Raw genomic sequence first — 25840 nt, 5'->3', positions numbered from 1 at the left:
GCCGTCACCGCCGGCGGTGACGGCATGCCAGATTCGGGTTCTTTGTTCAACTGTGCCAGCCAGTGATTAACCTGCAAATACAGCCAACAAAAATGACGTAGCCGTAACCAGAAGGCCCGGTGACGATAGTCAAATTCATCATGGGGTGCGATTTGTTGCAATATCTTGGCTAACTGATATTTGTCACAATCGGGTTGCTGCAATGCGGCTAACAGTTGCGACAGAACGGCGGCCAGATGGTCCGGTGGTGTTGGCCAGTTAACCCGCATACGGCGCAGGCTGGCAATCACGCTGGTGATGCGTAATTGGCGATGCAAAATAAAATTCAATACATTATTCTGCCGCCGCAAGCGGTAATGGCTCCAAAATGCCTGGATACGCAGTAGGTTCATGGTCAGGATCTGGCCAATTAACCCTTCATGTGAGGTGCGTATCTGTGAATTTTGCTCGGTTTGCCACAATAATTCGGCATGCTCCAATAAGCGAGATTGCATACGGCGCAATGATGTCAGCAGCGCTTCACCGTCTGAGGTGCTTGGCAGCAGCATCATCATCAGGCCGCCGCAGAGAATACCGGTAATAACCTCGCAGACTCTGGCCTGCGCGATATCAAAAATTTGCTGGGTGTCAGTGGTATTGACGGTCGAAAAGGCAATGATTGCGGTGGTATACCCGGCTAAAGCAAACGCATAAGAAACATTATTCTGATAATGGTTGGAAACAAATGTACACAGGCCAATCCAGGCGGCGATGGCAAAGGTAAACAGCCAAGGATCATTCAGGCAGTGGCCCGCTATCATTAGTGATGCGGCGGCCCCCAGTAAACTGCCGATGATCCGGCCAATACTTTTGCTGATTACGCCACCGACGGTAGGGAAACTGACCACGGCAGCGGAGGTCATTGCCCAAGACGGTTCATCTAAATTCAGAGCAAATGCAATCCAAAGCGCCAGGCACATGGCCAGTGAATTACGCAGCGCATAACGCCACTGGCTTGTATTGGCTTTACCCCAAGGGGTTTGTTGCCACAAGGGAAAGGAGAGGCGCATGGGTTAGTCGGCCAGTGAAATGGTGCAGGTGGTGCCGGCAATCAAAGTGACATCAGCAGGGACATCCAGCAGTTTAATTCTCACCGGGACTCGTTGTGCCAACCGTACCCAAGGGACATTGGGTTTCACATCTACCAATAAATCACCGCCGGTATCGACACTTTGATCATAAATAGCCCGGCCAATACTTTCTACCACTCCGTGTAAAGGAATGTTGCCATTATACAAAACAATCTTGGCTTCATTACCTTCTCTAATGTGTTTCAGTTTGGTTTCCTCGAAATAGCCCATCACATAAAATGAATCCATATCTATTAGAGCGACTAATGGTTTGCCTGCCGTCGCGTAGTCGCCGATGCGCGTTTGTAAATTGGTTATATACCCATTGGCGGGGGCATAAATGCGGGTTTTACTGAGGTTCCATTTTGCCTGTTCGAGATCAGCCTGCGCCCCCTGATAGGCAGCTTTCATGCTATCGGCAGTTAAGTTGGCGATGTCGAGCACTTCACCAGAAATGATATTTTTAGGCAGATTACGGCGACGCTCGGCTTCATGATTGGCTTTAGCCAATTCAGCCTGCGCTTGCACTACGGCGGCTTGAGCATTATCCAGTGCTAACTGATAAGGTTGCGGGTCAATCACAAATAATAAGCTACCAGAGCTTACCAACTGGTTATCATGAACTAATATTTGAATCAGTCGGCCAGAAACTTCTGGAGTGATACTGACTAATTCGGCCCGGACTTTACCATCACGAGTCCAGGGAGATTGCATGTAATAGTTCCACATCCACCACCCAGCACAAAGTGCGAGGGCGAATACAATGACAGAGGAGAAATACTTGAGAGACTGACGATTCATATCCATTTACCAATTGGCTAATATCCATAAACAAATGCTGACTGCAATGACAAAAATTGACAGATCCATTAATATTGGATGCCAGATGTCACCAGAGTAGATCCAATTCCGCAGTACATGATGGATCAATAGCCATAACACCAAACCTAGCATAACCGCTTTAAACATCGGCGGGAAATAGATTGAAGCGCCTAAAACCAGGTCTGAAAGGGGTGTGTTTGCGGGTAACACTGATACATACATAAAGTTAATCCTTAAGAGGTAATTCTGGTAGAAACATCATTTTTGCTAAAGGATTTGCCGTATTTATTGCTATTGCCCTAGTATCGACGGTATATATACATTTGTGTTTTTAATGTTAATTACCCAAAATAGACAGGACTCTGGGAGTTATGCTAGCACGCTAATTAAAAGGAGGGGCAATTGGAATCGACATTAGGATCTGATTTAGCACGATTAGTTCGCGTTTGGCGCGCACTTATCGACCATCGGTTGAAACCGCTGGAGCTAACCCAAACACATTGGGTTACCTTGCATAACATTAATCGTTTACCACCTGAGCAATCACAAATTCAACTGGCAAAAGCGATTGGTATCGAACAACCATCATTGGTTAGAACCTTAGATCAACTGGAGGAGAAGGGTCTAATCACACGGCAGATTTGTGCAAATGATCGCCGTGCTAAGAGGATAAAACTGACGGAACAGTCTTCACCGATAATAGCGGAGGTTGATGGCGTTATATGTTCCACCCGTAAAGATATCCTTGAGGGAATCTCAGCAGATGAGATTGCATTGCTATCTGGTCTGATTGATAAGCTTGAGAGAAATATTATTCAATTACAAAGCAAGTAATAATAAAGACTTACCATTCTATTCACAGCAGAAATAAACGTTTTTTAGTAGAGATAAGCCAGGGTTCGTTATGAACCCTGGCGGTTACCACTCGATAGTCATTCAGCGCGGCTATTAGCGTGGGCTAACTGTAACGGTACTGCCGCTGTTAGCTAGCATGACACGTTGGCCGACACTAAAGCGGGTCGGGCCTTGCTTCTGAACAACCAGAATGGTTGTGCCATCATCTTTGCGAACTTCGAGTTGTACACCGTCAGTGCGGTTTATTGCGCCCTGAACACCTTGCCCTGCCATACCCCCTGCAACAGCCCCTGCCGCAGTTGCCAGGCTACGGCCAGTGCCGCCACCAACTGTATTGCCGAGGAAACCACCCAATACTGCACCACCGATAGCGCCTATAATATTGCTATCATCACCACCCTGAATGGTCACTGGGCGAACCGAGAGCAATGTACCGTAAGTTACCGTCTGTACTTGCTTCGCTTGGGAAGCGGTGAATACATCACCTGACAGGGTGTTGTTATTGGCACAACCGGTTAGGGTTACTGCAACAATAGCAACGGCGATTAATGGCTTGATCATAAAAGCTCCTATTAAAAAGGCATAACCGTATTAGGTTTCAGTATGCCAGGGATATCCAAATCCAGTCCATTGACGGCCTAGTATTGGCATAAAGTATGGCTTACCCAAATGTTTATTTCACTACTTACTTATTTTGACTATGTATTTAATTTTTCGACCACCATCAATGGGAATGCAGCTTAGCGGTTTATACTTCAACCAATATTAAACGGTGGTTTAACTTTCTTAAAGTAAGAAATGGTGCTGTCTTAAATGAAAGTGTTAGTGGTAGCGGCTTTTATGTGACCTTTCCTACAAATAAAAAGCATTCTTTAATTATTGCCCTTATGGCGGTATATACTTAAAAAAGTATATCTTTTCATGGTGTTAATTTTATTATTATGACCAGACTAATGGGAAGTCTTGTTGCTATTTTGTTCCTCAATAGGAAATAAGGTTATTGCTATGAAATCAGGCCGTTTTATTGGGGTAATGTCAGGAACCAGTCTGGATGGGGTGGATGTCGTGCTGGCAGCCATTGATGAGCGGATGGTGGCGCAGCAGGCCACCTATAGCCATCCTATGCCGGTACAACTGAAAAAAGATATTCTTGGCATGTGTCAGGGCCAGTCAACTACGTTGTCGGCAGTGGGAAAGCTCGATGCTGAGTTGGGGATATTGTTTGCTGAAGCGGTGCTGGCTTTAATGGACAGAGAAGGTTTAACTGCGCAGGATATCACCGCGATTGGCTGCCATGGGCAAACCGTGTGGCATGAGCCGCTGGGCGAACCGGCCTTTACTATGCAATTAGGCGACAGTAACCGTATTGCTGCGATGACGGGTGTTGCCACTGTCGGGGATTTCCGCCGCCGTGATATGGCTTATGGTGGGCAGGGGGCGCCTTTGGTACCGGCGTTTCACCATGCCTTGTTAGCCCATGCTACGGAGCGCCGTATGGTGCTTAATATTGGTGGCATTGCAAACTTATCTATATTATTGCCCGATTTACCAGTACGCGGTTTTGACACCGGGCCGGGCAATATGTTGATGGATGCTTGGATCTGGCGAAACCGTGCCTTACCTTATGATAAAGATGCCCGCTGGGCACTGTCGGGGAAGGTTCATCAGCCACTGCTTGAACTCATGTACAGTGACCCCTATTTTGCCAAACCCGCGCCCAAAAGTACCGGGCGCGAATATTTCAATGCCGGATGGTTGGATAGGCAACTGGCTAAAATTTCGGGAATAAAGCCTGAAGATATTCAGGCAACGTTGGCCGAACTCACCGCGCTATCAATAGCAGAACAGGTCCAGTTGGCGGGGGGCTGTGAGTGGCTGTTAGTCTGTGGCGGCGGGGCGCGTAATCCGTTAGTGATGTCACGGATGTCAACTTTGCTGCCAGGCACTGAAGTGTGTATTACTGATAATTATGGTGTCAGTGGCGATGACATGGAAGCGCTGGCATTTGCCTGGTTGGCATTTCGTACCTTGTCAGGTAAATCAGGTAATTTTCCCTCAGTTACTGGCGCCAGCCGCGAGACCATTTTAGGAGCAGTCTATCCTGTATCGTCACGATGAGGGTGTTAAGCTGCCATAGATGAGGGTGGCTTATCAACTCAACGAGGACGACATAATGAAATATTCATTTGGTGCAATATCGGTATTTGGCGTAACAGTAGTATTAATGCTGGCAGGGTGCAGCGTGGTACAGCCTAAGAATGAAACCCTGCATTATCAGTGTGGTACTACCCAGTTGAGGGTAATGCAGGACAACCAGCAAGATAAAGTCAGGTTGGTTTTAGATGGTGAACAGTTGGCTTTACCTCAGGTGCGTGCTGCGTCCGGCACTAAATACAGCGATGGTCACTATACTTTCTGGTCAAAAGGGAATAATGCATTTGTTGAACGCGATGAGAAAATCATTATCAATGATTGTGTTTTGATCAAGTAATCAGGCCATTGTGGGTTCAGGGTGATTGTGATTCTGGTGCCGCAAGGGCAGAATAATAACTACTGCTTTCCTGCGCGTTACCGAGCTTATATGACTGACAATAATGAATTTGATGTTGCAGATTTGCGCCGTGAATATATTCGCGGCGGTCTGCGTCGCAGTGATTTAACCGAAAACCCATTGGACTTATTTGAGCGCTGGCTAAAACAGGCTTGTGTTGCTTGTTTGCCTGATCCAACCGCCATGTGTGTGGCAACCGTGGATGCCAGCGGCCAACCCTACCAGCGTATTGTGCTGCTAAAGCATTATGACGATCAGGGTATGGTGTTCTATACCAATCTGGGTAGCCGCAAAGCGCAGCAACTGGCTGAAAATCCGCATATCAGCTTGTTATTCCCTTGGCATATGTTAGATAGACAAGTCATTTTCCTCGGCAAAGCGGAGCGGCTTTCCCCCCTTGAAGTGCTGAAATACTTCAGCTCCCGCCCGAAAGACAGCCAAATAGGCGCTTGGGTTTCGCAGCAATCGAGCCGAATCTCTGCCCGTGGTGTGCTGGAAAGCAAATTCCTCGAATTGAAGCAAAAATTTCAGCACGGCGAGGTGCCATTACCCAGTTTCTGGGGTGGATTCCGCGTTAAATTCGATTCCGTTGAGTTCTGGCAGGGGGGCGAACATCGCCTGCATGACCGGTTTATCTATCAACGTGGTGCCAATGCGTGGGAAATTGACCGTTTAGCCCCTTGAGAACGATGAAATAATTGTGGTTAAACCTAGCGCTCGTGTGAAGGGCGCTTTATTCTATGCCCTTCGTACTGGACGCCGCAGGGGCCGCTTGTTGCCTGACTGCACGCTAAGTTCTTTGAGTATAAATCCTCTTTTCCTCGTAAAAGACAATTTTTTGTGAAAGACAATTTTTTGTGAAAAACAATGGAGTCGTTGATGACCAGCAGCAACCTGATTAAACAATTGCAAGAGCGGGGCCTCGTTGCCCAGGTTACGGATGAAGACGCGTTAGCAGAGAGACTGGCGCAAGGGCCAATTTCACTGTATTGCGGTTTCGATCCTACCGCAGACAGCTTGCATTTGGGTCATCTGGTTCCGTTGTTATGCCTGAAACGCTTCCAACTGGCGGGGCACCGTCCGGTTGCGCTGGTCGGTGGAGCCACCGGTATGATTGGTGATCCAAGCTTTAAAGCCAGTGAACGTAAGCTGAATACCGAAGATACCGTGAATGAGTGGGTCGAGAAAATACGCCGTCAGGTTTCACCTTTCCTTGATTTTGATTGCGGCGACAACAGCGCGATTGCGGCCAATAACTACGACTGGTTTGGTGGCATGAATGTGCTGACTTTCCTGCGTGATATTGGCAAGCATTTTTCTGTTAATCAGATGATCAATAAAGAAGCGGTTAAGCAACGGCTGAATCGTGATGACAGCGGTATTTCGTTTACTGAGTTTTCATACAACCTGTTGCAAGCTTATGACTTCGCCTGCCTGAACAAAGAGCACGGTGTTGCACTGCAAATCGGCGGTTCTGACCAATGGGGTAACATTACCTCGGGTATTGACTTGACCCGTCGCCTCCACCAGCAGCAGGTTTATGGCCTGACCGTACCACTGATCACTAAAGCTGACGGCACTAAATTCGGTAAAACCGAAGGTGGCGCGGTGTGGCTTGATCCAAAGAAAACCAGCCCTTACAAATTCTACCAGTTCTGGATTAACACGGCCGATGCGGATGTTTATCGCTTCCTGAAATTCTTTACTTTCATGAGTCTGGAAGAGATAAACGCACTGGCAGACGAAGATAAAAACAGTGGCAAAGCGCCGCGTGCACAATACGTTCTGGCGGAAAATGTTACCGGAATGGTGCATGGTGCTGAAGGGCTTGCCGCCGCAAAACGGATCACCGCCAGCTTGTTCTCCGGTGATTTAAATGAGATGACCGAAGCCGACTTTGCCCAGTTGGCACAGGATGGTATGCCGACGATCGAGCTGAGCCGTGATGCTGATTTGCAGCAGGCATTGGTTAATGCGGAGTTGGTTCCTTCACGGGGTCAGGCGCGTACTATGATTGGTTCTAACGCCGTCGCTATTAATGGCGAAAAGCAGGCAGATCCGGAATACAGCTTCACCGATGCTGACCGTCTGTTTGGCCGTTATACTTTGCTGCGTCGCGGCAAAAAACATTATTGCCTGATTAGCTGGCTGTAAAAGTTAAATAAAGTAAGGGGCAGACATGTCCCTTATTTTTTGCCTGTTGTTTATTAACTTATGTTTTATTAGCTGATGTTTTATCTCCGTCAGCGCTGTGACACAGAGTGGGCATCGGCGCACTCAACTTTAGGCCGCACCAATGAAAAATATACTTTCGATTCAGTCTCACGTTGTTTTTGGCCATGCTGGTAATAGTGCAACTGAATTTCCTATGCGCCGGATGGGCGTCAATGTCTGGCCACTGAATACCGTTCAGTTTTCAAACCATACCCAATATGGTCACTGGACCGGTTGTGTGATGCCAGCCAGTCATTTGACTGAAATTGTGCAAGGCATTGCCGATATTGATCGGCTGAAAGATTGTGATGCGGTATTGAGTGGTTATATCGGTTCGCCTGAGCAAGGCAGCCATATTCTGGCGGCGGTTGCGCGGGTCAAACAGGCCAATCCTGATGCCTGGTATTTTTGTGATCCGGTTATGGGGCATCCTGAAAAGGGCTGTATTGTTGCGCCTGGCGTCGCGGAGTTCTTCTGCAACGAGGCAATCCCCGTCAGCGATATTATTGCGCCTAATCTGCTGGAACTGGAGCAACTTAGCGGTGTGCGGGTCGAAAGTGTCGAACAGGCGATTCAGGTTGCCCGCAGTCTTTGTACCAAAGGGCCAAAAGTGGTGTTAGTGAAGCACCTGAGTCGCGCCGGTTATCGTGCGGACTGTTTTGAAATGCTATTGGTTACCGCTGAAGAAGCATGGCATATCAGCCGCCCGCTGGTGGATTTTGGTGCGCGTCAGCCAGTAGGTGTGGGCGATTTAACCAGTGGTTTATTGCTGGTCAATCTACTAAAAGGCGAACCATTGGCTAACGCGTTGGAGCATGTGACTGCCGCGGTATATGAAGTGATGCTGAAAACTCAGGAGATGGGTGAGTATGAACTTCAGGTGGTGGCCGCGCAGGACGCAATTGTTAATCCTGCCAGCCAATTTACAGCTATCAAGTTATAATCCCTTCTGACAGTGCCCCTTAATCAGGGGCACTGTCATCAATCAAATGGCTTATTTTTTCGCTTCTTCAGCCGCCAGGGCGGCTTTTACTGCTGGGCGCTCGCTTATACGTGCCATATAGTTATCTAAATAGCTACGTTGGTTAATTTCAAGCTTCAGAGCGTTAGCCCAACGAGTGATAGTAAATAAGTAGGCGTCGGCCACACTGAATTTTTTGCCTAACAGATAATCATGCTGTGCTAATACGCTATCCACGTAATTGAACTGTTTAATCAGCCGTTCACGGGCGATAACTTTATATTCATCAGGCGTTTTCGGGTTAAATAACGGGCTGAATCCTTTATGTAACTCAGTCGCAATAAAGTTTAGCCACTCAATGGCATGGTAGCGGGAAAGGGTACCAAATGGGGTAATCAGGTTGCTATCAGGCGCTTTGTCCGCCAGATATTGCACAATAGCAACACCTTCAGTGAGCAGACTACCATCATCCAGCAGTAGAGCAGGTACTTGTCCTTTCGGATTGATGCTTAAATAGTCTTCACCTGTTTCCGTGATTTTAGTCACCAGATCGACACTTTCAATACTGAAGTCTAACCCCGTTTCACGTAATACAATATGTGGAGACAAAGAACAGGCACCGGGTTTATAGAACAATTTCATCACAAACTCCTTAATCGAGCGCTGAAAGAAACAAGTTTCCTTAATCCTAAGGCAGGTGAGAGAGAAATGCAGCTAACGATGCAATATAATTGTGCGGGAAAACGCTATTTGTATTAGAAATAATGTGTTGTGTGAGAAATAAAAAATTGTCCAACAGCGGTGAAACTCGCCGCTGTCGGTAATCCATGTCAGTAATTTACTGGCAGTGGAAATCAGTTACCGTGGTGGGCGAGTGCTGATCGATGCGGACCAGCTAAAAGTGGTGGTGCTTGGGGCCGTTTTTTTAGTTTTTCTTTCTACGCGGGTTAATTTGGCGATTTGTTCCCGGGCGTTCATGATTTTGTCTATTGCTTCATCTCTTACTTTATTTTGTTCTGAATTGGTTAATGCCCGTCCTAAATTTATTCTGGCTCTGTCGAGTTGCGTTTTGACGTCACGTTGCTCACTTTCGGTCATTTCTTTTAATGTCAGCCTTTTCATTTTTTTTCCCTTGTTTGCATCAGTCCCATTTAGTGTACAACCTTATCCTGCATGGGGATGTAAGAGATTGCGATCCGGGCGACATTAATCACGATAAAAGCCTGTTAGAGGCCCTAATCTGGGAAGTAAACCAACATTGGCCGAAGTAACAGACACCGTTCCTTGAAAATGGCACAAAGAACGGTGTGTAAAATGGAAAGGAATATCGATCACCGTAGGTGTCAAAGTAATCGCGAACCATAGCCCCAGAGCAACACAGTAAGGCCAAGGAGTAATTCTAATACCAGCACACCGATGGCAAATGTGGATCCGGAGAAAATAAATCCTTCCTGCCGGTCGATATTCAAAAAGGTTGGGATCCCCAGATACATTAGGTAACCAGAGTAGCAAAGGGCAACAATCCCGACGAATAAACACAACCAGATAATAGGATAAAGGGCCACGACTCCAGCCAAGAACATCGGTGTTGCGGCATAACCTGCGAACAGAGTGCAACTTTGCCAACTGGGGCGGCTTTCATAACGGCGTGCCATCCAGTAAATCACCCGGCCCATCAGAACGACAGCCGCCAGAATCAAAACATAGAAGATGATGGCGAAATAGAGTGCGGTAAGAGGTGCCAGTTTTATTATCTGACCATCACCAAAACTCCAGCCCACCTGTGTGGTACCGATAAACGCGCAAATCACCGGAATAGCCGCCATCAACAGGATGTGATGAGCATACATATGCCGGACACTTTCACCCTCACGTTTGATTTGCTGTAATTCTTGGCTGGGATGGGTCAGAAGCCCCCAAACATGGTTGATCATAAATCACCTCCTTGCCCATCATTGGCCGCCAATAACAGGCTTATTTCATCCTTATATATTGTCAGGATGGGTTTAACGCTGTGCGGCCTGATATCAGTATAGTTTATTTTTTACGCAAAAATAATGTGATGGGGTAACCTTGATAAGGTGGGCTATATTCATCAGTCCAGCAAATGTTTAAGCTAAATTAGTGAGTTAATAAAACCATTTATGCCAAGAGCACATTATGAGTATTCAAGGTAATGATAGTCGAATCGACAACATAGAATTTGCTGTTAGTGATATTGCTCGCTCGAAAGATTTTTATGGCGCGGTTTTCGGCTGGCGTTTTACTGATTATGGGCCGGGGTATTGTGAGTTTACTGATGGTCGGTTGACCGGGGGTTTTACCACTCAGAGCCGGGTTCAACCCAATGGCGGGCCGTTAATTATTCTGTATGCGGATAATTTGGAGCAGACTCAAAAACGATTGGAAGAGGCCGGAGCCACTATTGTGTTGCCAATCTTTGCTTTTCCAGGAGGGCGTCGTTTCCACTTTACCGATCCGGATGGTTACCAGTTAGCCGTATGGTGCAATCACTGAGGGCTAACGAACCCGCCAAATAGCCTAAAACGCTCCCGAAGGAGCGCTTTGAACCGGCCGGATGATTATGCGGTAGAGACCGGAGTCTCTGTTTTACTGTCAGTGGGGGCCAATGTCATGCGATACAGTTTTGGCGCAGTCAGCATCATCAGAACGGCGATGATAGCAGTGACGATACCAATCTGCATAAACACATGGCTGTAGATTGCCAGTGATGCATGGGCATCGTTAATATCACTTGGCACTGCGGTCAATGCGGCAACTTTACCGGCGATCAGCGCAGCGGCAGCCGTGGTCAGGAACCATGACCCCATGATGAAGCCCATTAAACGTTGTGGGACCAATTGTGCAACCATCGCCAGACCCAGACCGGAAATCATTAGTTCGCCAATACTTTGCAGTGCGTAGCTCAGGATTAACCAGTTGACTGACACAATACCCTGTTCATTAGCGAAGCTTGCACCCCATGGTAACACCAGGAATGCGGCGGAGCAGAGCACCATACCGAAAGCAAATTTATGTGGCATTGGCAGGCGGTCGCCCATCTTGTTATAAACAGCGGCCAAGATCGGGCTGGTAACCATGATCCAGAACGGATTAAGTGCTTGATATTGTTCGGGTTCGAAGGTGATACCAAAGATTGAATGTTCAACGTTATGGATAGCAAAGAAGTTCAGTGATGTTGGCATCTGGCTATACAGTACAAAGAACACCACGGCTTCCAGCATCAGCAGGAATGCCACAATCATGCGGCGACGGGCAATACCGTGCAGAGAGAACGTCTCTTTAGCAAAAATAAAGAAGATGCCGAGAGAAACCAGTGCCAATGCCCAACGGGCGACTATCTGGTTATGCAACAGCCAGCTAGACAAGGTAATCAGTGCCACCACACCCACCAACACCAGCAGTAACTTTTTAATCTGTAATGGTACAAAGTCAGGTTTAGAGCCTTGATTTTTTACCCATTTACGGCAGAACCAGAAATTGACTAAGGTGATGAGCATACCCACAACGCTCAGAGAGAATGCCACGCTCCAACCGTATTTAGCCGCTAACCATGGCGTTGCCAGCATAGAGAAGAATGAACCGATATTGATGGACATATAGTACATGGTAAATGCACCGTCCAAACGCGGATCGTCTTTGTTATAGCAGGTAGATAGCAAGGATGATGGGTTGGCTTTGAACAAACCATTACCGACTGCGATGGTCGCCATCCCTAAGTAAACCCAGAAAATATCATGGCCGGAGTAGGCTATCATGGCATAGCCCACGGCCAGAATCAGTGCCCCGAGCACAATGACACGCTTCGCGCCGAGGACTTTATCACCTAACCAGCCACCAATGGCCACAAAGCCATAGACCAGAGCACTGAATGAGGAGAATAAGGTGATTGAATCGGCTTCGCTCATCCCGAGCATTTTTACCAGATAAACGGCCATGATCCCTTGCAGGCCGTAATAACCAAAACGTTCCCATAGTTCGATGGAGAAGATCAGGTAAAACGCTTTTGGTTGTTTGAAAGCATTCATACTGATGTTTTCAGGTTGCTGGTTATTGGGTGATTGTTGATTGTTGTTTGCTGTTGACACAGGGACCTCTGTTTTCCACTACCGACCATATAATGACAGGAGATACAAAAGTGAATGCACTAATGGGCATCCTTTTGCGTTGTTATACGTTATTTAGCGGCGGTTAATGTTCACTATCTTTGTCAGTGAGACAAGGCTTTTGACATATTCCGTTACAGATATTTTTATCAGCGCGATATCGCCATGTTACAAATGTTATGCAGTATTAACGTTTATGTTTTGATGGTTTGGTGAACGTTTATTTTGCTTAAAAGCGGGGCTGATTTTATTCAGTGATATATTTTGCTATTTACCTCATTATAAGGTCATATGATTATATGTTGGCGAATAACCCAATCAATATTGTATTTATTTAGATAATCTTGAAGTTATCCAAAATAAGCCCAAATGTTAATCGGTAAAACACCCTAGTTTATAGGTAAATAGCGATCTGGATCGGAGAGTTATGTAAATTTTTGACCTAAGTTGGCTTAGGTTGCGACTTATTGCCCCAGTGTTTGCATTAAACGGTTGGTCCATCCTGCCGTTGCTGCACTGAAGATGATGCTCAACAACTGTTTATGACTGACATCAAGGGCCGACAAGTGGCTAAGGTGTTGATGGTTAAAGCGCTCAGGCGCGCGCGTCAGTTCGGCGCTGACATGGATAAGCAGGTGGGTTATCTGCTCACCGGTCTGCGTTGCCAGAGCGTTATCAATCCCTGCCACAAGTGCGGTGATCAACGATGAGTTATTGGTTAACTGTTGCCACTGTTGTTGGTAGCTAGCCTGACAATAGACACTGCCATTAATACGGGCAGTGACCAGCGATACCAATGCCAGCCAATCAGGGGGTATTAATTGTGGGGGGGGTTGCCGGGCGATAATGGTGCTATAAGCGTGGAAACTTGTCTGATGGTGTTCCAGCAACTCCCTCAGCGTGATTTGGTTTTCAACTGTCGGTTGTTCAGATGAAATATCATCATGTTCGGTCAATGAAGGTAGCCAACCTTGCCACGGTGGCAAGGTTGTCGGTATCAAGCCACTGGTGGCATCTTCCATTCGTGGGAACCCTGGCAGCATAACAGCCGGATATCCTGCCAAGGCAGAAAGAGCCGCCACTACCCGGGCCTGATAACCCACAAAACCAATAATCTGTGACAAAACAATAATGTCTGTATCGGTTAAACCCACCTCTGCAAGCTGTTGCAACGCATGTCTGTCGATCAATGTCGGCTGACTGGCGAGCTGGCGCGCATATTGGGTGATTTGGGTCAGCCGCATATTACTTTCCCGTGATGCATCCGGGCTGGAGAGTGGCGTGAGACGGGCAGCATAGTGGCTGCACAATCGTTGAACGCCGGTGACCTGTGCGACGGTCAACGCGCTGCTTAATCGGTCATACGATGAAAATGTATTGTCGTGGTTTAACTCGACAGTTGGCGGAAAGAGCGCCTGATACATGGCATCCGAAGCGGATAAAATAGTGGCATGGTACCGTAAGCTGTCATTTAACTCGCTGGGAATACTGCTGGCTAGCCCAAGCAGAAAAATGCCCGCTTCCCTAATGCTTTCACCGTGGAGCGAGTTGCCGATAGTGCAACCGGTGGTACTGTTATTCTCGTCAGTGACTTGCGCCGCAAGGATCTCCGGGCTGCCACTACGTTGAGTTTCATGATACCAATGGGCGTTATCCTGTTGTCGAAATTGCCGCATAATGACCTCCGTTAGGGACAGCAACGCGCCAAAGTTAACGACAAATGCAGGTTAAGCATCGCCAGCCCATAGGTTGGAAGCGAATGAATAACAGCAAGGGCGGGTATCGTGGAATGGGACCGAGAGCAATGCAAAGTGGTAGGTATCAACATCGGCAAGATATCCTGTCGTTTTATGGAATGAACACAGTGGATATCATTGCTGATTGGGTTGGCGAGATAAAATAATGTTAAACCATAATCCATAACTAAAAGTAATAACATATTATTATATATAACAAAAATGTTGTTACGTTAGTTAATAATCGGCTAAAAGAACGCACAGAGAATAATAAAATCCGCGCTCAATCGAGCGCGGATCAAAGAGTGATGAGGCTTCTTAACGTCTTAGTCACCACGCGGCAGCGTTAAAAATTACCGGTATCGCGCCGCCAGGCATCGGCGGTTAATGCTTCACCAAAATGGCTGGAAATCAATCGCTTGGTCAGATCATGCAACGGGGCTGACAGCACTTCGGCCGTACTGCCACGCTCCACAACTTCCCCCTCATGCATCACAATCACTTGGTCACTGATATGTTTCATCATGCCGATGTGTTGAGTGACATAAATATAAGCTATACCGTGTTTTTCCTGCAATTCCAGCATCAGATTAATAATCTGCGAGCGCATGGACATATCCAACGATGCTAAAGCCTCATCGGCAACAATCACTTTCGGTTGCAGGATAAGTGCCCGAGCCAACGCGATACGTTGTTTCTGACCGGAAGCCAGCATGTGAGGGTAATAGTTAGCATGATCGGGCAATAACCCCACTTGCCGTAGCGTCTGATAAATGCGTTGTTCACGCGCGGCAGCATCCAAATCGGTATTCAACTTCAGTGGAGCATCCAGCAGTTGGCCAATGCGCTGACGTGGGTTAAGTGAGGTGCTGGGGTCCTGAAAAATCATACGGATACGTTGGCTACGGTAAGAATAGTCACCGTAGGACAGGCGATGATCGTCAATTAATAGCTCACCTGCCGTGGGTTCAATCATGCCCGACAACATTTTTGCCAGGGTAGATTTACCGGAGCCGTTCTCACCAATGACCGCCAGTGTCTGGCCTTCACGTAAGGTGAAACTCACCGATTTTACCGCTTCAACATGTTGACGGCGAAATAGCCCGGTGCGGTAGCGGAAGGTTTTGCTCAGGTTACGGACTTCGAGCAGGGTCTCTGCCATTATTATTCCTCCAGATTCAAGGGGAAGTGGCAGGCAAAAGCGTGGTTCTTCACCAGTCGCAAGCGTGGAGTTTCAATACAGGTCTTTTGTGCGTAAGGGCAACGCGGCCCCAATCGGCAACCAATCGGTAAATGTTCCAGCGATGGAATTGCACCGGGCAAGGTATTCAGGCGACTTTTATGGGGCAGGGAGCGGCCAAAATCAGGCATGGCTCGAATCAGTGCCTGAGTATAAGGGTGATGAGGTGCCGCCAACAGATCTTCACAAACGGCGCTTTCCACCGTTTGGCCGCAATACAGTACATTAACTCGATTTGCCCATTTGCTCATCATCTGCAAGTCATGGCTAATCAGCAAAATCGTCGTGTTGTTATTTTGATTTAGCCGCGCCAGCAGACGGAAAATTTGGGCCTGAGTGGTCGGTTCCATCGCATTGGTCGGTTCATCAGCGATAAGTAAGCGTGGCTGATTGGCCAGGGCGATGGCAATCATCACCTTTTGGCATTCGCCTTCGGTTAGCTCATAGGGATAACTGCGCATAATGTCTTTGTGATCTTTAATCCCCACGCGGTGCAGCAATTCTATGGCCCGGCGTTTACGCCAATGAAATCGCTGCCACCAGCGGCCTTTGTAAGTCCAGCCGGGGATCGCCTGCATCAGTTGCCTACCAATACTCTCTGACGGGTCCAGACAGGATTGCGGCTCCTGGAAAATCATTGAGATATTATGACCGATCACTTTGCGACGTTCACGTGGGGTTAATTGCAGTAGATCGATATCATTAAAGCGAAAACGGTCGGCGGTGATACGCCAGTTATCTTTACTGACCCCGCAGATAGCTTTGGCAATCAAACTTTTACCTGAACCTGATTCACCCACCAACCCACGAACTTCACCTTCAGTTAACGTGATACTGACGCGATCGACTGCTTTGACGGGCCCTTCGGCGGTCATGAATTCGATGGTCAGGTTACGGATATCAAGTAACGGCATTATTCCACCCCCGCATTAATCGCCCGGCGCATACCATCACCTAACAGGTTAACCAACAATACACTTACCAGAATGGCACCCCCCGGCAGCATCACGGTCCAGGGTGCAACATAGACTAAATCCAGTGAGTCACCCAACATTGCCCCCCATTCCGGTGAGGGTAATTGCGCCCCTAAATCCAGAAAGCCTAATGCGGCAATATCCAGGATCGCCATTGATAGTGCGCGGGTAAATTCAGTGACCAACACCGCGGCAATATTCGGAAAAATGGCATAAGCCAGAATATGCGGTGTCGACGCGCCATCCAAACGGGCGGCAATGACATACTCTTTATCTAATTCATCATGTACTGCGCTATAGATGGTTCGAACCATCCGAGGTAGCAGTGCCAGCCAGACCGCGAACATGGCATGTTCTAAACTTGGGCCGACAAAGGCGACCACGATGATGGCTAACAGCAGCGACGGAATGGAGAGCAATGTATCCAGCACATGATTAAGAATTGCTGAACGAAAACCGTGAGTGATCCCTGCAAATACGCCGAGGACTACGCCACACAGTGCCGCCGCCAGTGTTACCAGCAGTGCGGAACCATAAGTTGATGCGGTACCGGCCAATAAGCGGCTTAAAATATCGCGACCCAAATCATCGGTACCCAGGAAGAAAGAAACGTTGCCGTAACGTGACCAGGATGGCGGTAGCAGTTGATAACCTAAAAACTGTTGGTCAAGGGCATAAGGGGCCAGCGTATTAGCCAACAGACACAGCACTAATAAGGCCAGGGCACCGTAGAAACCCACCATCGCCAGGCCATCAGCAGAGAAAAGCCGCCAGGTATACAGCAGCGGGCTGGGCATTTTCCTCTCACGGTAGACATTATCGAAGGGCATACCATTCCTTATGCTTTAACGGCGTCATCATCGCACCCAGAATATCTGACAGAATGTTAATAACGATGACCAAGGTACCCACTACCATCACGCCGGCAGAGATCGCCGCGTAATCTTGCTGACGAATGGCGTTAATTAGCCAGCGACCTAAGCCCGGCCAGTTAAATACCACTTCAGTTATCATTGCCAGCGTCAGCATGGTAGAGAACTGCAACCCCAATTTTGGAATGATTGGCGGTAAAGCATTATGCAGAACATGGCGGCGAATAATGGTGAATCGAGATAAACCACGGGTTGCTGCTGCTTTAATGTAGTTTTGCCCGATAACATTATCGGTACTGGTGCGCATCAGACGAATGACCTCGGTGGTTGGGGCCACGGCCAGCGCGGTGATAGGCAAAATCATATGTGCAACAGCGCTGAGCATCATCTCTTGGCGATACGGCGAGGGGGATAGCCAGGCATCGACCAAGGCCAGCCCAGTGATGGGTTTCACCTGATACAACAGATCAAAACGGCCCGAAACCGGTAGCCAACCCAAATGCAGTGAAAAAAACAACATCAACAACAAAGCCAGCCAGAATACCGGGATAGAGAAACCGACCAAGGCAATGGAACTGATGGCAATATCAGCCCACTTACCGCGCATCACTCCAGCAATAATGCCCAGTGGAATACCGACAAACAGTGCCAGTGAAAAGGCCAGAACGCATAACTCCATGGTCGCCGGGAAGGCTTCACGCAGTTGCTCACTAATCGGCTGGCCGTTAATGCTGGAAACACCGAAATCCCACTGAAGCAAGCTACTGAAATAGAAACGATAGGCATCCAGCAGGGCTGCGCCACCCAATGGTGCATGGGGGGTAAAATAGCTCAGGCTAAAACTGACCAGTGACAACAGAAACAGGGTTATCACTAACAGCAATAAGCGCCGTAAGGTAAAGATAATCATGGCTTTTTACCCTCATCGCTCTCGCGGAAGACGCCAGCAAAAGAAGAATTGCCAAACGGGCTTAATACCAACCCTTTGATATCATATCGATATGCTTGTAGCCGTAAAGAGGAGGCTAACGGCAATAACGGTAATTGTTGTTCCAGAATACGCTGAGCTTGCTGATAATATTCAATACGAGCTGATAATTGCTGGGAGCGTAGGGCTTTTTGTAGCAATTCATCAAACTCTGGATCACACCAGTGAGCATAGTTTGTTTGCGAACGAATTGCCGCGCAGCTTAATAGCGGCCGGAAGAAACTGTCTGGATCATTGCTGTCTGTTGACCAGCCAGAAAGCGTCAAATCGTGGCTCATATCCATCAGCCGTGCTTCCTGGAAGCGGCCCTCGACTGGCACGATATTGACGGTAATGCCCACTTGAGCCAAATCAGCCTGAATCAGTTCTGCGGTCTTTAATGGACTGGGGTTATAAGATTGCGACGCCGTTGGCACCCATAAGTTGAGTTGCAATTTAGTGAGACCCAGTTGTTTTAGGATCTCTTTAGCCTTTTCCGGATTATATTCGGTCACCTGAGCCTGATTATCGTAAGCCCATGATGCGCGAGGTAAAATAGATGCAGCCGTTTCAGCCGTGCCATAATAGATTGATTGCATCAATCGTTGATTGTTAATTGATAAAGCAATAGCCTGACGCACCCGTTGATCATTTAGCGGCGGCTTACGGGTATTGAAAGCCAGATAAGCCACGTTCATTCCTGGGCGCAGTGTCAGGCGCAGGCGAGGATCATCACGTAAGATAGATAATTGGCTGGCAGCAGGATACGCCAGCACATCACATTCCCCGGTCAGTAGTTTGGATAAACGGCCAGTACCGCCAGCACCCAGATCGATAACCACCTGAGGCATGCGCGGCAGACCTTTCCAATAAGCACTGTTACGGAACAGGCGGATATATTGCCCGGAGCGATACTCATTCAGCATAAAAGGGCCGGTTCCAACAGGCTCGCGATCGATCTGCTCTTGTCGGCCTTTTTGGATCAATACATCGGCGTATTCGGCGGAAAGTACCGGCGCATAATGGGTCGCCAGATGCCAAAGGAATGATGCATCTGGTGCTTTCAGTTTGAATTCAACGGTGTAATCATCCAGCTTTTTGACACTTTGCACGGCATCGGCAAATTGCAAACTATCAAAGTAAGGATACTCGCCGCCATTAACGTCATGGTAGGGGTGTTGTGAGTCAAATACCCGCTGGAAACTGAATATTACATCGTCGGCGTTCATCATCCGGGTTGGGGTAAACCAATCGGTTGTTTGGAATGGAACGTCTTTACGCAAATGAAAACGATAGGTGGCACCGTTATCCAGCACTTGCCAGCTTTCGGCTAATTCAGGGATCAGCCGATAGGTGTAAGGATCGACATCTAGCAGGCGGTCATAAAGTTGTGCCGCCAGTGTATCGATCGTTAAGCCGCTACTGGCCATCTGTGGATTGAAGGTATTAAGTATCCCACTGACGCAATAGACAAAACCTCGCTGACGGATGTCCGGTAGCGATGGAGAGGGTTGGGAAGCCGGGGCAGGTTGCGCCAGCGCTGAGGTCGCCAGGCAAGCCAGCGATAGCATCCAAATAAGTAAAGCACGCATAAACGCTTCGCAGTCAGTCAGTAATACTCTTAGTGTACCGTAATCTGGCACTCCTCCCAATCCATTGAGCAAAACAACTGCACTGTCTGCGGGTTGTTGCCGCAATTGAGATGAATAAACAGCAAATTGTTGTTTATGCGAGAGGAAGTGGCGAGTGACATGGGCGCGAAAAACGGCGTTTCATGCAGCACCTGACGTTAATTCCATCAGTGTTAGTATGGGGATGAGAAAAATTCTCAACAAAGTATTTGCAAACGCTATTGATAACTATTACCATCGATTTGCTCTTCGGGATAAAGCCAGCAGTTTCAGGCTTTAAACAGAAAAGCACGACATTGCTCACATTGCTTCCAGTATTTTTTAAGCCAGCTCGGGTGCTGGCTTTTTTTTTGCCTGCCGTTGGATAAATCCTGATTTATTGCGTTTCACTATCACTTGCCAAAATAGCGTGTTTTTTTAACATACCGCGTAACTGATGATAAGTTAACCCGAGCAAGCTCGCCGCTTTGCGTTGATTAAATCGAGCTTGTTTCAGGGCATGTTCTAACATTTGCTGTTCACTGTTATGCAACCAGTGCTTTAGGTCGAGTGGTAATTGAGGACGCGCCGCTAAGTGATCGCCTGCAATTTCTCGATCTGTGCTTTCAGGGGGGGGTCGGGTTGCGAAAGGATTAATAATAATATTATCCAGCGATTGCTCACTGTTCCCGTGGCGATACACTGAACGTTCTACGACATTTTTCAATTCTCGCACATTGCCCGGCCAGCGATATTCCAGCAGTTGCTGTTTAGCTTGAGGTGTAAAACCTGGGAACAACGGCAGACCCAACTCTCGGCACATCTGGATGGCAAAGTGTTCGGCCAGTAACATGATATCTTGCTGGCGTTCACGCAGCGGCGGCAATTGCACGACATCAAAGGCAAGGCGGTCCAGCAGGTCGGGGCGGAATTTCCCGGCAGCGGCTAAGGCGGGCAAGTTATCATGAGTCGCACACACTAAACGAACATCAACGTGTAATGGTTGGCTCCCGCCGACACGCTCCAGATGGCCATACTCAATCACGCGCAATAGTTTTTCCTGCACCAGCATGGGTGCGGTCGCCAGTTCATCCAAAAACAGTGTACCTCGGTCGGCCCGTTCAAAACGGCCCAGATGGCGTTTTTGTGCGCCGGTAAAGGCACCGGCCTCATGACCAAATAACTCCGAATCGAGTAGATTTTCATTAAGTGCGGCGCAGTTAAGGGAAATAAAAGGCCCCTGCCAGCGGTCGGATAAATAATGTAGGCGATGGGCAATGAGCTCTTTACCGGTGCCTCGTTCACCAATCACCAATACGGGCTTGTTCAGTTTTGCCAGTCCTGAAACTTGCTCCAGTACTTCAACAAAAGAGTTGGCTTCCCCTAATAGGTTTTCTAATTGCTCACTCATGATGAAATTCGCCAATAGTTAGTTAAAGTAATCACTCTACATTTTATCTTAATTGAGTCAAAAATTTTTTTTTGTTATTTTTCAATTTATTAACTTTTATAAAAAGTTGGCATGACTCTTGATATTGTCTATGGGAGGAATATGTCTGAGGGAATCGAATTAGGCATCATTAAGCTTAGGTAATGACGCTAACAGTGCAACCAGACGCCACTATTTTAGAGATTCAATAAGTCAGAGAGGACGTAAATCATGGGTATTTTTTCGCGTTTTGCCGATATCGTGAACGCCAACATTAATACATTGCTGGATAAAGCGGAAGACCCGCAAAAGTTGGTACGCCTGATGATTCAGGAAATGGAAGATACACTGGTGGAAATTCGCTCGACATCAGCCCGTGCTTTAGCTGAGAAAAAGCAATTATTGCGCCGTATCGATCTCAGCGAAAGCCAGCAGCAGGAGTGGCAGAATAAAGCCGAGCTGGCACTGCGCAAAGATAAAGAAGATTTGGCTCGTGCGGCACTGATTGAAAAGCAAAAGGTTGCAGCGTTAATTGACACCCTGACCCGTGAAGTAGCAACGGTAGATGAAACACTGAACCGCATGAAACATGAAATCACCGAGCTGGAAAGTAAGCTGACTGAAACTCGGGCCAGACAGCAAGCCCTGACTCTGCGTCATCAGGCCGCCGCGTCATCCCGTGATGTTCGCCGCCAGCTAGACAGCGGGAAACTGGATGAGGCTATGGCGCGTTTTGAGCAGTTTGAACGGCGTATTGACCATATGGAAGCCGAAGCTGAAACTGTCGGTGTAGGCAAACAAAAATCGCTGGATCAGCAATTTGCCGAACTGAGAGTTGATGATGAAATCAGTAGCCAGTTGGCAGCACTGAAAGCGAAAATGAATTCGGCAGAGTAACCCGCTTACCGCGTGAGGTTAATAAGTTGAACGGGCCATCAGGATCCCGATGGCCTGCCATAATTAAAATGCGGATACCCGCTAGATGATTAAGGGAAAATAATGAGTATCCTGTTTCTTGCCATTCCGTTGACAATTTTTGTGTTGTTTGTGGCACCCATTTGGTTATGGCTGCACTACAGCAATCGTCAGCAAAGTGGCGCTCAGCTCAGCCATCAAGATATGCAGCGCCTCTCAGCGTTAACTGAGGATGCTCGTCGGATGCGTGAGCGGATCCAAACATTGGAAGAAATTCTTGATGCACAGCACCCGAACTGGAGGCAGTCATAATGGCGAATGTATTGAGCAACAAGAAACTGTACCGGGTGCCAGAAGAGGGCATGATCAAAGGAGTATGTGCCGGCCTGGCGCACTATTTTGATATTCCGGTGCGATTAATTCGGGTGATGGTGGTGTTATCACTGTTTTTTGGCTTGTTCGTTTTCACTATAGTGGCCTACATTGTGCTGACTTTTATGCTGGAGCCGGTACCCGCCGCCAGTTTCAGTGAGCATAACCAAGCGACGCCGCACCAACTTCTGGATCAACTAGAGTATGAGTTGGCTGCTGGGGAGCAGCGTTTACGCCAGGTAGAGCGTTATGTCACCTCCGAGACTTTTGGTGTGCAGAGCCGTTTTGGCCAGTTGTAGTGTCACCAGAAATTTAACGGTAATTATTGGCCTGCCATTGCTGGATAGTGGGCCATAGACTTTTATGTTGTTCTTGATCAATACGGCTTGCCGGAGGGCAAAAAGATGAACAATAACCTCGCCCGTTCACGCGCAGGTGTCATATTAACCACGCTGATTAAACTTATTTTTACTGTTGCGCTGACCTATGGCCCGGCCGGAGCCGCGGGGTTAATAGTAAAAAGTGTGAGCCGTAAGCCCCTGCGTTGGCTGTTGCTAATGCTGCTGGAACCCATGTTAAAACGCGCAATGCAGGCCGCTGCGGGCCAATTTGCCAAGGAGAAGCATGAAACGACTGCAAAATGAGATTACGTCATTGGTCAACCGTGGGATGGATCGCCATCTTCGATTAGCGGTCACCGGCTTGAGCCGCAGCGGGAAAACCGCGTTTATTACTTCTTTAGTGAATCAATTGCTCCATGTCCACAGCGGCGCTCGTCTACCGCTGTTTTCTGCTGTGCGTGAAGAACGGCTACTCGGCGTGAAGCGAGTGCCGCAGCGTGATTTAGGTATTCAACGTTTTACCTATGATGAAGGATTGGCGGCTTTATATGGCACACCACCAAACTGGCCCACGCCGACCCGTGGCGTCAGTGAGATCCGCTTAGCTCTACGGTTCCGATCCGGTGATTCGCTGTTGCGTCATTTTAAAGAGACGTCGACGCTATATCTGGAGATTGTCGATTATCCTGGTGAATGGTTGCTGGATTTACCGATGTTGGAACAGGACTATTTAAGCTGGTCGCACCAGATGGCGGGTTTGCTTCAAGGTGACCGCGCAGAATGGGCCAAACCATGGCTGACGCTGTGTCAGCAGTGTGATCCATTAGCCCCTGCGGATGAAAATCAGCTGGCTGCCATTGCACAAGCCTATACCGATTATCTTATTCGTTGCAAAAATGAAGGTCTGCATTTCATTCAACCGGGGCGATTTGTGTTACCCGGTGATATGGCGGGTGCGCCAGCATTACAGTTTTTCCCGTGGCCGGAAGTGAATGAACTGGGTGGATCACGGTTGGCGCAGGCGGATAAACACTCCAATCTGGGCATGCTACGCACTCGTTTTAATTATTATTGTAACTCGGTAGTCAAAGGCTTTTATAAAGAACATTTTGTCCGTTTTGATCGGCAAATTGTGCTGGTGGATTGCTTGCAACCGTTGAACAGCGGCCCGCAAGCGTTTAATGATATGCGCCTGGCCTTGACACAATTAATGCAAAGTTTTCATTACGGTAAGCGTACATTATTTCGCCGTTTATTCTCGCCGTGCATCGATAAACTGATGTTTGCGGCAACTAAAGCTGACCATGTAACGGCTGATCAACACGCGAATCTGGTATCGCTGCTACAACAATTGGTGCAAGAAGCTTGGCAAAATGCCGCTTTTGAAGGGATCAGCATGGATTGTGTCGGGTTGGCATCAGTACAGGCGACAGAAAGTGGCATTGTCGACCATCAGGGGCAAAAAATACCGGCGTTACGCGGTCATCGTCTGGTAGATGGTGGGCCGCTGACGGTATTCCCCGGCGATGTTCCTGCCCGTTTGCCAGGCCCGGCTTTCTGGCAACAGCAGGGGTTCCATTTTGACGAGTTCCGCCCGCAGGCCGTCAACGTTGACAGTCCATTGCCACATATTCGCCTGGATGCCGTAATGGAATTCTTATTGGGAGATAAATTGCGATGAGCGAACCGTTAAAACCACGGATTGATTTTGAACAGCCGCTACAACCACTGGATGAACCGGTATTAAAAGCGGCACAGGCATTCACCCAACAAGCGGCGGAGAATTTCTATCCTGCGGCCCCTGAATTGGATGCCGAAGATGAAGAAGGCCGGGTAGAAGGTTTGGTCAATGCGGCGCTGAAACCCAAACGCAGTCTGTGGCGTAAAATGGTGACCATCGGTCTGGCACTATTTGGCGTCAGCGTGATTGCTCAGTCAGTGCAATGGGTCAATCAGGCCTGGCAGCAGCAGGATTGGATAGCGCTAGGGGCCACTACCGCCGGTGGGTTGATTGTGTTGGCCGGTGTCGGCTCGGTAGTTACTGAGTGGCGGCGTTTGTATCGCTTACGCCAACGGGCTGAAGAACGGGATATTGCCAGGGAGCTGCTGGTCAGTCACGGTCTCGGTAAGGGGCGCGCTTTTTGTGAAAAATTGGCTCGCCAGGCTGGATTGGACCAGGGGCATCCGGCACTACAACGCTGGCAGGCTTCACTGCATGAGACCCATAATGATCGGGAAGTGGTTGAACTGTATGCCAAATTAGTGCAACCCGCACTGGATAACCAGGCGCGGGCCGAAATCAGCCGTTATGCTGCTGAATCCGCGTTGATGATTGCCGTCAGCCCGCTGGCATTGGTGGATATGGCCTTCATCGCCTGGCGTAATATTCGCCTGATTAATCGTATTGCCGCTCTGTATGGTATTGAACTGGGGTATTTCAGCCGTATCCGCTTGTTCCGCCTGGTATTACTGAACATAGCCTTTGCGGGCGCGTCTGAATTAGTGCGGGAAGTGGGTATGGATTGGTTGTCACAGGACTTAGCCGCCCGTTTGTCAGCCCGTGCGGCCCAAGGGATTGGCGCTGGTTTACTGACGGCACGGCTGGGTATCAAAGCCATGGAGTTATGCCGCCCGTTACCGTGGCTGGAAGGTGATAAACCTAAGTTGGGGGATTTCCGCCGCCAGTTGATTAGCCAACTGAAAAATACGCTGCCGAAAAAAGACAAGTCTGGTCAGCCATGATAG

28 protein-coding genes are annotated in these 25840 nt (G+C 48.3%); 13 read left to right on the top strand and 15 right to left on the bottom strand.

What is annotated here, in order from left to right:
* From AEP37_RS27190 to AEP37_RS07665, 3 genes are all read right to left on the bottom strand, one after another.
* The coding region (locus AEP37_RS27190) for an FUSC family protein (RefSeq protein WP_244880768.1) at positions 1-1049 on the bottom strand (1049 nt) is incomplete at its 3' end.
* 3 nt (positions 1050-1052) lie between these two features.
* Positions 1053-1910: an efflux RND transporter periplasmic adaptor subunit gene (locus tag AEP37_RS07670; protein ID WP_049612110.1), complete on the bottom strand. Its 858-nt coding sequence runs from the start codon at positions 1908-1910 to the stop codon at positions 1053-1055.
* Between the two features lie 6 nt (positions 1911-1916).
* Positions 1917-2153, bottom strand: coding sequence for a DUF1656 domain-containing protein (locus tag AEP37_RS07665; protein WP_049612061.1), 237 nt, complete (start codon positions 2151-2153; stop codon positions 1917-1919).
* 180 nt (positions 2154-2333) lie between these two features.
* Here AEP37_RS07665 and slyA point away from each other — a divergent pair, with 180 nt between their 5' ends.
* Positions 2334-2765 (top strand): transcriptional regulator SlyA, encoded by a 432-nt coding sequence (gene slyA, locus AEP37_RS07660; RefSeq protein WP_049612059.1) that lies wholly within the window; start codon positions 2334-2336, stop codon positions 2763-2765.
* A 114-nt stretch (positions 2766-2879) separates the two neighbouring features.
* Here slyA and AEP37_RS07655 read toward each other — a convergent pair whose 3' ends face one another.
* Entirely contained in the window at positions 2880-3347 is a 468-nt protein-coding gene (locus AEP37_RS07655) for an outer membrane lipoprotein (RefSeq protein WP_049612057.1), read from the bottom strand.
* A 444-nt stretch (positions 3348-3791) separates the two neighbouring features.
* Between AEP37_RS07655 and anmK the strand changes: the two genes are divergently transcribed.
* The 5 genes from anmK (at position 3792) to pdxY (ending at position 8494) form a co-directional block, all read left to right on the top strand.
* On the top strand, positions 3792-4904 hold the full coding sequence (anmK, locus tag AEP37_RS07650) for an anhydro-N-acetylmuramic acid kinase (RefSeq protein ID WP_049612055.1): 1113 nt from the start codon (positions 3792-3794) through the stop codon (positions 4902-4904).
* Between the two features lie 55 nt (positions 4905-4959).
* Entirely contained in the window at positions 4960-5277 is a 318-nt protein-coding gene (locus tag AEP37_RS07645) for an MliC family protein (protein WP_049612053.1), read from the top strand.
* 90 nt (positions 5278-5367) lie between these two features.
* A complete protein-coding gene (pdxH, locus tag AEP37_RS07640) occupies positions 5368-6021 on the top strand; it encodes a pyridoxamine 5'-phosphate oxidase (protein WP_049612109.1) in 654 nt (217 codons plus the stop codon).
* Positions 6022-6216: 195 nt separating this feature from the next.
* A complete protein-coding gene (gene tyrS, locus AEP37_RS07635; RefSeq protein ID WP_082170722.1) occupies positions 6217-7491 on the top strand; it encodes a tyrosine--tRNA ligase in 1275 nt (424 codons plus the stop codon).
* Positions 7492-7633: 142 nt separating this feature from the next.
* Positions 7634-8494, top strand: coding sequence for a pyridoxal kinase PdxY (pdxY, locus tag AEP37_RS07630; protein WP_049612049.1), 861 nt, complete (start codon positions 7634-7636; stop codon positions 8492-8494).
* 51 nt (positions 8495-8545) lie between these two features.
* Here pdxY and gstA read toward each other — a convergent pair whose 3' ends face one another.
* The 3 genes from gstA to AEP37_RS07615 all read right to left on the bottom strand — a co-directional run bounded on the left by gstA (position 8546) and on the right by AEP37_RS07615 (position 10446).
* On the bottom strand, positions 8546-9154 hold the full coding sequence (gstA, locus tag AEP37_RS07625; protein WP_049612047.1) for a glutathione transferase GstA: 609 nt from the start codon (positions 9152-9154) through the stop codon (positions 8546-8548).
* 216 nt (positions 9155-9370) lie between these two features.
* Positions 9371-9634: a DUF3811 domain-containing protein gene (locus tag AEP37_RS07620; RefSeq protein ID WP_049612045.1), complete on the bottom strand. Its 264-nt coding sequence runs from the start codon at positions 9632-9634 to the stop codon at positions 9371-9373.
* A 221-nt stretch (positions 9635-9855) separates the two neighbouring features.
* Complete coding sequence (locus AEP37_RS07615) at positions 9856-10446, bottom strand: Yip1 family protein (RefSeq protein ID WP_072086261.1); 591 nt, start codon at positions 10444-10446, stop codon at positions 9856-9858.
* Between the two features lie 226 nt (positions 10447-10672).
* Here AEP37_RS07615 and AEP37_RS07610 point away from each other — a divergent pair, with 226 nt between their 5' ends.
* Entirely contained in the window at positions 10673-11029 is a 357-nt protein-coding gene (locus tag AEP37_RS07610; protein WP_049612043.1) for a VOC family protein, read from the top strand.
* A gap of 65 nt (positions 11030-11094) precedes the next feature.
* Here the strand turns inward: AEP37_RS07610 and dtpA are convergent, their stop codons facing one another.
* From dtpA to pspF, 8 genes are all read right to left on the bottom strand, one after another.
* Positions 11095-12621 (bottom strand): dipeptide/tripeptide permease DtpA, encoded by a 1527-nt coding sequence (gene dtpA / locus AEP37_RS07605; RefSeq protein WP_049612041.1) that lies wholly within the window; start codon positions 12619-12621, stop codon positions 11095-11097.
* Between the two features lie 482 nt (positions 12622-13103).
* Positions 13104-14315, bottom strand: a complete 1212-nt coding sequence (locus AEP37_RS07600) for a CMD domain-containing protein (RefSeq protein ID WP_049612038.1) — start codon at positions 14313-14315, stop codon at positions 13104-13106.
* Positions 14316-14721: 406 nt separating this feature from the next.
* Entirely contained in the window at positions 14722-15537 is an 816-nt protein-coding gene (sapF, locus tag AEP37_RS07590) for a putrescine export ABC transporter ATP-binding protein SapF (RefSeq protein WP_049612034.1), read from the bottom strand.
* 2 nt (positions 15538-15539) lie between these two features.
* The gene (sapD, locus tag AEP37_RS07585; RefSeq protein WP_049612032.1) at positions 15540-16529 is read right to left on the bottom strand and encodes a putrescine export ABC transporter ATP-binding protein SapD; all 990 of its coding nucleotides are present in this window, start codon (positions 16527-16529) and stop codon (positions 15540-15542) included.
* Positions 16529-17419, bottom strand: a complete 891-nt coding sequence (sapC, locus tag AEP37_RS07580) for a putrescine export ABC transporter permease SapC (RefSeq protein ID WP_049612030.1) — start codon at positions 17417-17419, stop codon at positions 16529-16531. Before sapC ends, sapD begins: the two co-directional genes overlap by 1 nt.
* Positions 17406-18371 (bottom strand): putrescine export ABC transporter permease SapB, encoded by a 966-nt coding sequence (gene sapB, locus AEP37_RS07575; protein WP_049612029.1) that lies wholly within the window; start codon positions 18369-18371, stop codon positions 17406-17408. The genes sapC and sapB overlap by 14 nt, the downstream gene beginning before the upstream one ends.
* On the bottom strand, positions 18368-20020 hold the full coding sequence (sapA, locus tag AEP37_RS07570) for an ABC transporter substrate-binding protein SapA (protein ID WP_049612105.1): 1653 nt from the start codon (positions 20018-20020) through the stop codon (positions 18368-18370). Before sapA ends, sapB begins: the two co-directional genes overlap by 4 nt.
* Positions 20021-20435: 415 nt before the next feature.
* Entirely contained in the window at positions 20436-21449 is a 1014-nt protein-coding gene (gene pspF / locus AEP37_RS07565; RefSeq protein ID WP_049612027.1) for a phage shock protein operon transcriptional activator, read from the bottom strand.
* A gap of 249 nt (positions 21450-21698) precedes the next feature.
* Here pspF and pspA point away from each other — a divergent pair, with 249 nt between their 5' ends.
* The 6 genes from pspA (at position 21699) to AEP37_RS07535 (ending at position 25837) form a co-directional block, all read left to right on the top strand.
* Positions 21699-22364 (top strand): phage shock protein PspA, encoded by a 666-nt coding sequence (gene pspA, locus AEP37_RS07560; protein WP_049612025.1) that lies wholly within the window; start codon positions 21699-21701, stop codon positions 22362-22364.
* 102 nt (positions 22365-22466) lie between these two features.
* Positions 22467-22694, top strand: a complete 228-nt coding sequence (gene pspB / locus AEP37_RS07555) for an envelope stress response membrane protein PspB (protein ID WP_049612023.1) — start codon at positions 22467-22469, stop codon at positions 22692-22694.
* Entirely contained in the window at positions 22694-23053 is a 360-nt protein-coding gene (pspC, locus tag AEP37_RS07550; protein WP_049612022.1) for an envelope stress response membrane protein PspC, read from the top strand. The genes pspB and pspC overlap by 1 nt, the downstream gene beginning before the upstream one ends.
* Before the next feature lie 105 nt (positions 23054-23158).
* A complete protein-coding gene (gene pspD, locus AEP37_RS07545; RefSeq protein ID WP_049612021.1) occupies positions 23159-23398 on the top strand; it encodes a phage shock protein PspD in 240 nt (79 codons plus the stop codon).
* Positions 23379-24776: a YcjX family GTP-binding protein gene (locus AEP37_RS07540; RefSeq protein WP_049612019.1), complete on the top strand. Its 1398-nt coding sequence runs from the start codon at positions 23379-23381 to the stop codon at positions 24774-24776. Before pspD ends, AEP37_RS07540 begins: the two co-directional genes overlap by 20 nt.
* Positions 24773-25837: a YcjF family protein gene (locus AEP37_RS07535; RefSeq protein WP_049612017.1), complete on the top strand. Its 1065-nt coding sequence runs from the start codon at positions 24773-24775 to the stop codon at positions 25835-25837. Before AEP37_RS07540 ends, AEP37_RS07535 begins: the two co-directional genes overlap by 4 nt.
* Positions 25838-25840: the final 3 nt, after the last annotated feature.

Source organism: Yersinia pekkanenii (genome assembly GCF_001152565.1).
Classification (GTDB): domain Bacteria; phylum Pseudomonadota; class Gammaproteobacteria; order Enterobacterales; family Enterobacteriaceae; genus Yersinia; species Yersinia pekkanenii.
The sequence above is the reverse complement of the archived record's forward strand: the minus strand, read 5'-3'. Positions and strand labels throughout refer to the sequence as shown.

Coding starts and splice junctions, on each gene's coding strand:
- pdxY (WP_049612049.1), top strand. CDS start 7,634: ATGAAAAATATACTTTCGATTCAGTCTCACGTTGTTTTTGGCCATGCT.
- AEP37_RS07610 (WP_049612043.1), top strand. CDS start 10,673: ATGAGTATTCAAGGTAATGATAGTCGAATCGACAACATAGAATTTGCT.
- gstA (WP_049612047.1), bottom strand. CDS start 9,154: ATGAAATTGTTCTATAAACCCGGTGCCTGTTCTTTGTCTCCACATATT.
- pdxH (WP_049612109.1), top strand. CDS start 5,368: ATGACTGACAATAATGAATTTGATGTTGCAGATTTGCGCCGTGAATAT.
- AEP37_RS07620 (WP_049612045.1), bottom strand. CDS start 9,634: ATGAAAAGGCTGACATTAAAAGAAATGACCGAAAGTGAGCAACGTGAC.
- AEP37_RS07535 (WP_049612017.1), top strand. CDS start 24,773: ATGAGCGAACCGTTAAAACCACGGATTGATTTTGAACAGCCGCTACAA.
- pspC (WP_049612022.1), top strand. CDS start 22,694: ATGGCGAATGTATTGAGCAACAAGAAACTGTACCGGGTGCCAGAAGAG.
- sapB (WP_049612029.1), bottom strand. CDS start 18,371: ATGATTATCTTTACCTTACGGCGCTTATTGCTGTTAGTGATAACCCTG.
- AEP37_RS07670 (WP_049612110.1), bottom strand. CDS start 1,910: ATGAATCGTCAGTCTCTCAAGTATTTCTCCTCTGTCATTGTATTCGCC.
- sapA (WP_049612105.1), bottom strand. CDS start 20,020: ATGCGTGCTTTACTTATTTGGATGCTATCGCTGGCTTGCCTGGCGACC.
- sapF (WP_049612034.1), bottom strand. CDS start 15,537: ATGGCAGAGACCCTGCTCGAAGTCCGTAACCTGAGCAAAACCTTCCGC.
- AEP37_RS07645 (WP_049612053.1), top strand. CDS start 4,960: ATGAAATATTCATTTGGTGCAATATCGGTATTTGGCGTAACAGTAGTA.
- tyrS (WP_082170722.1), top strand. CDS start 6,217: ATGACCAGCAGCAACCTGATTAAACAATTGCAAGAGCGGGGCCTCGTT.
- anmK (WP_049612055.1), top strand. CDS start 3,792: ATGAAATCAGGCCGTTTTATTGGGGTAATGTCAGGAACCAGTCTGGAT.
- sapC (WP_049612030.1), bottom strand. CDS start 17,419: ATGCCCTTCGATAATGTCTACCGTGAGAGGAAAATGCCCAGCCCGCTG.
- sapD (WP_049612032.1), bottom strand. CDS start 16,529: ATGCCGTTACTTGATATCCGTAACCTGACCATCGAATTCATGACCGCC.
- pspB (WP_049612023.1), top strand. CDS start 22,467: ATGAGTATCCTGTTTCTTGCCATTCCGTTGACAATTTTTGTGTTGTTT.
- AEP37_RS07665 (WP_049612061.1), bottom strand. CDS start 2,153: ATGTATGTATCAGTGTTACCCGCAAACACACCCCTTTCAGACCTGGTT.
- AEP37_RS07615 (WP_072086261.1), bottom strand. CDS start 10,446: ATGATCAACCATGTTTGGGGGCTTCTGACCCATCCCAGCCAAGAATTA.
- pspD (WP_049612021.1), top strand. CDS start 23,159: ATGAACAATAACCTCGCCCGTTCACGCGCAGGTGTCATATTAACCACG.
- pspF (WP_049612027.1), bottom strand. CDS start 21,449: ATGAGTGAGCAATTAGAAAACCTATTAGGGGAAGCCAACTCTTTTGTT.
- AEP37_RS07600 (WP_049612038.1), bottom strand. CDS start 14,315: ATGCGGCAATTTCGACAACAGGATAACGCCCATTGGTATCATGAAACT.
- pspA (WP_049612025.1), top strand. CDS start 21,699: ATGGGTATTTTTTCGCGTTTTGCCGATATCGTGAACGCCAACATTAAT.
- AEP37_RS07655 (WP_049612057.1), bottom strand. CDS start 3,347: ATGATCAAGCCATTAATCGCCGTTGCTATTGTTGCAGTAACCCTAACC.
- AEP37_RS07540 (WP_049612019.1), top strand. CDS start 23,379: ATGAAACGACTGCAAAATGAGATTACGTCATTGGTCAACCGTGGGATG.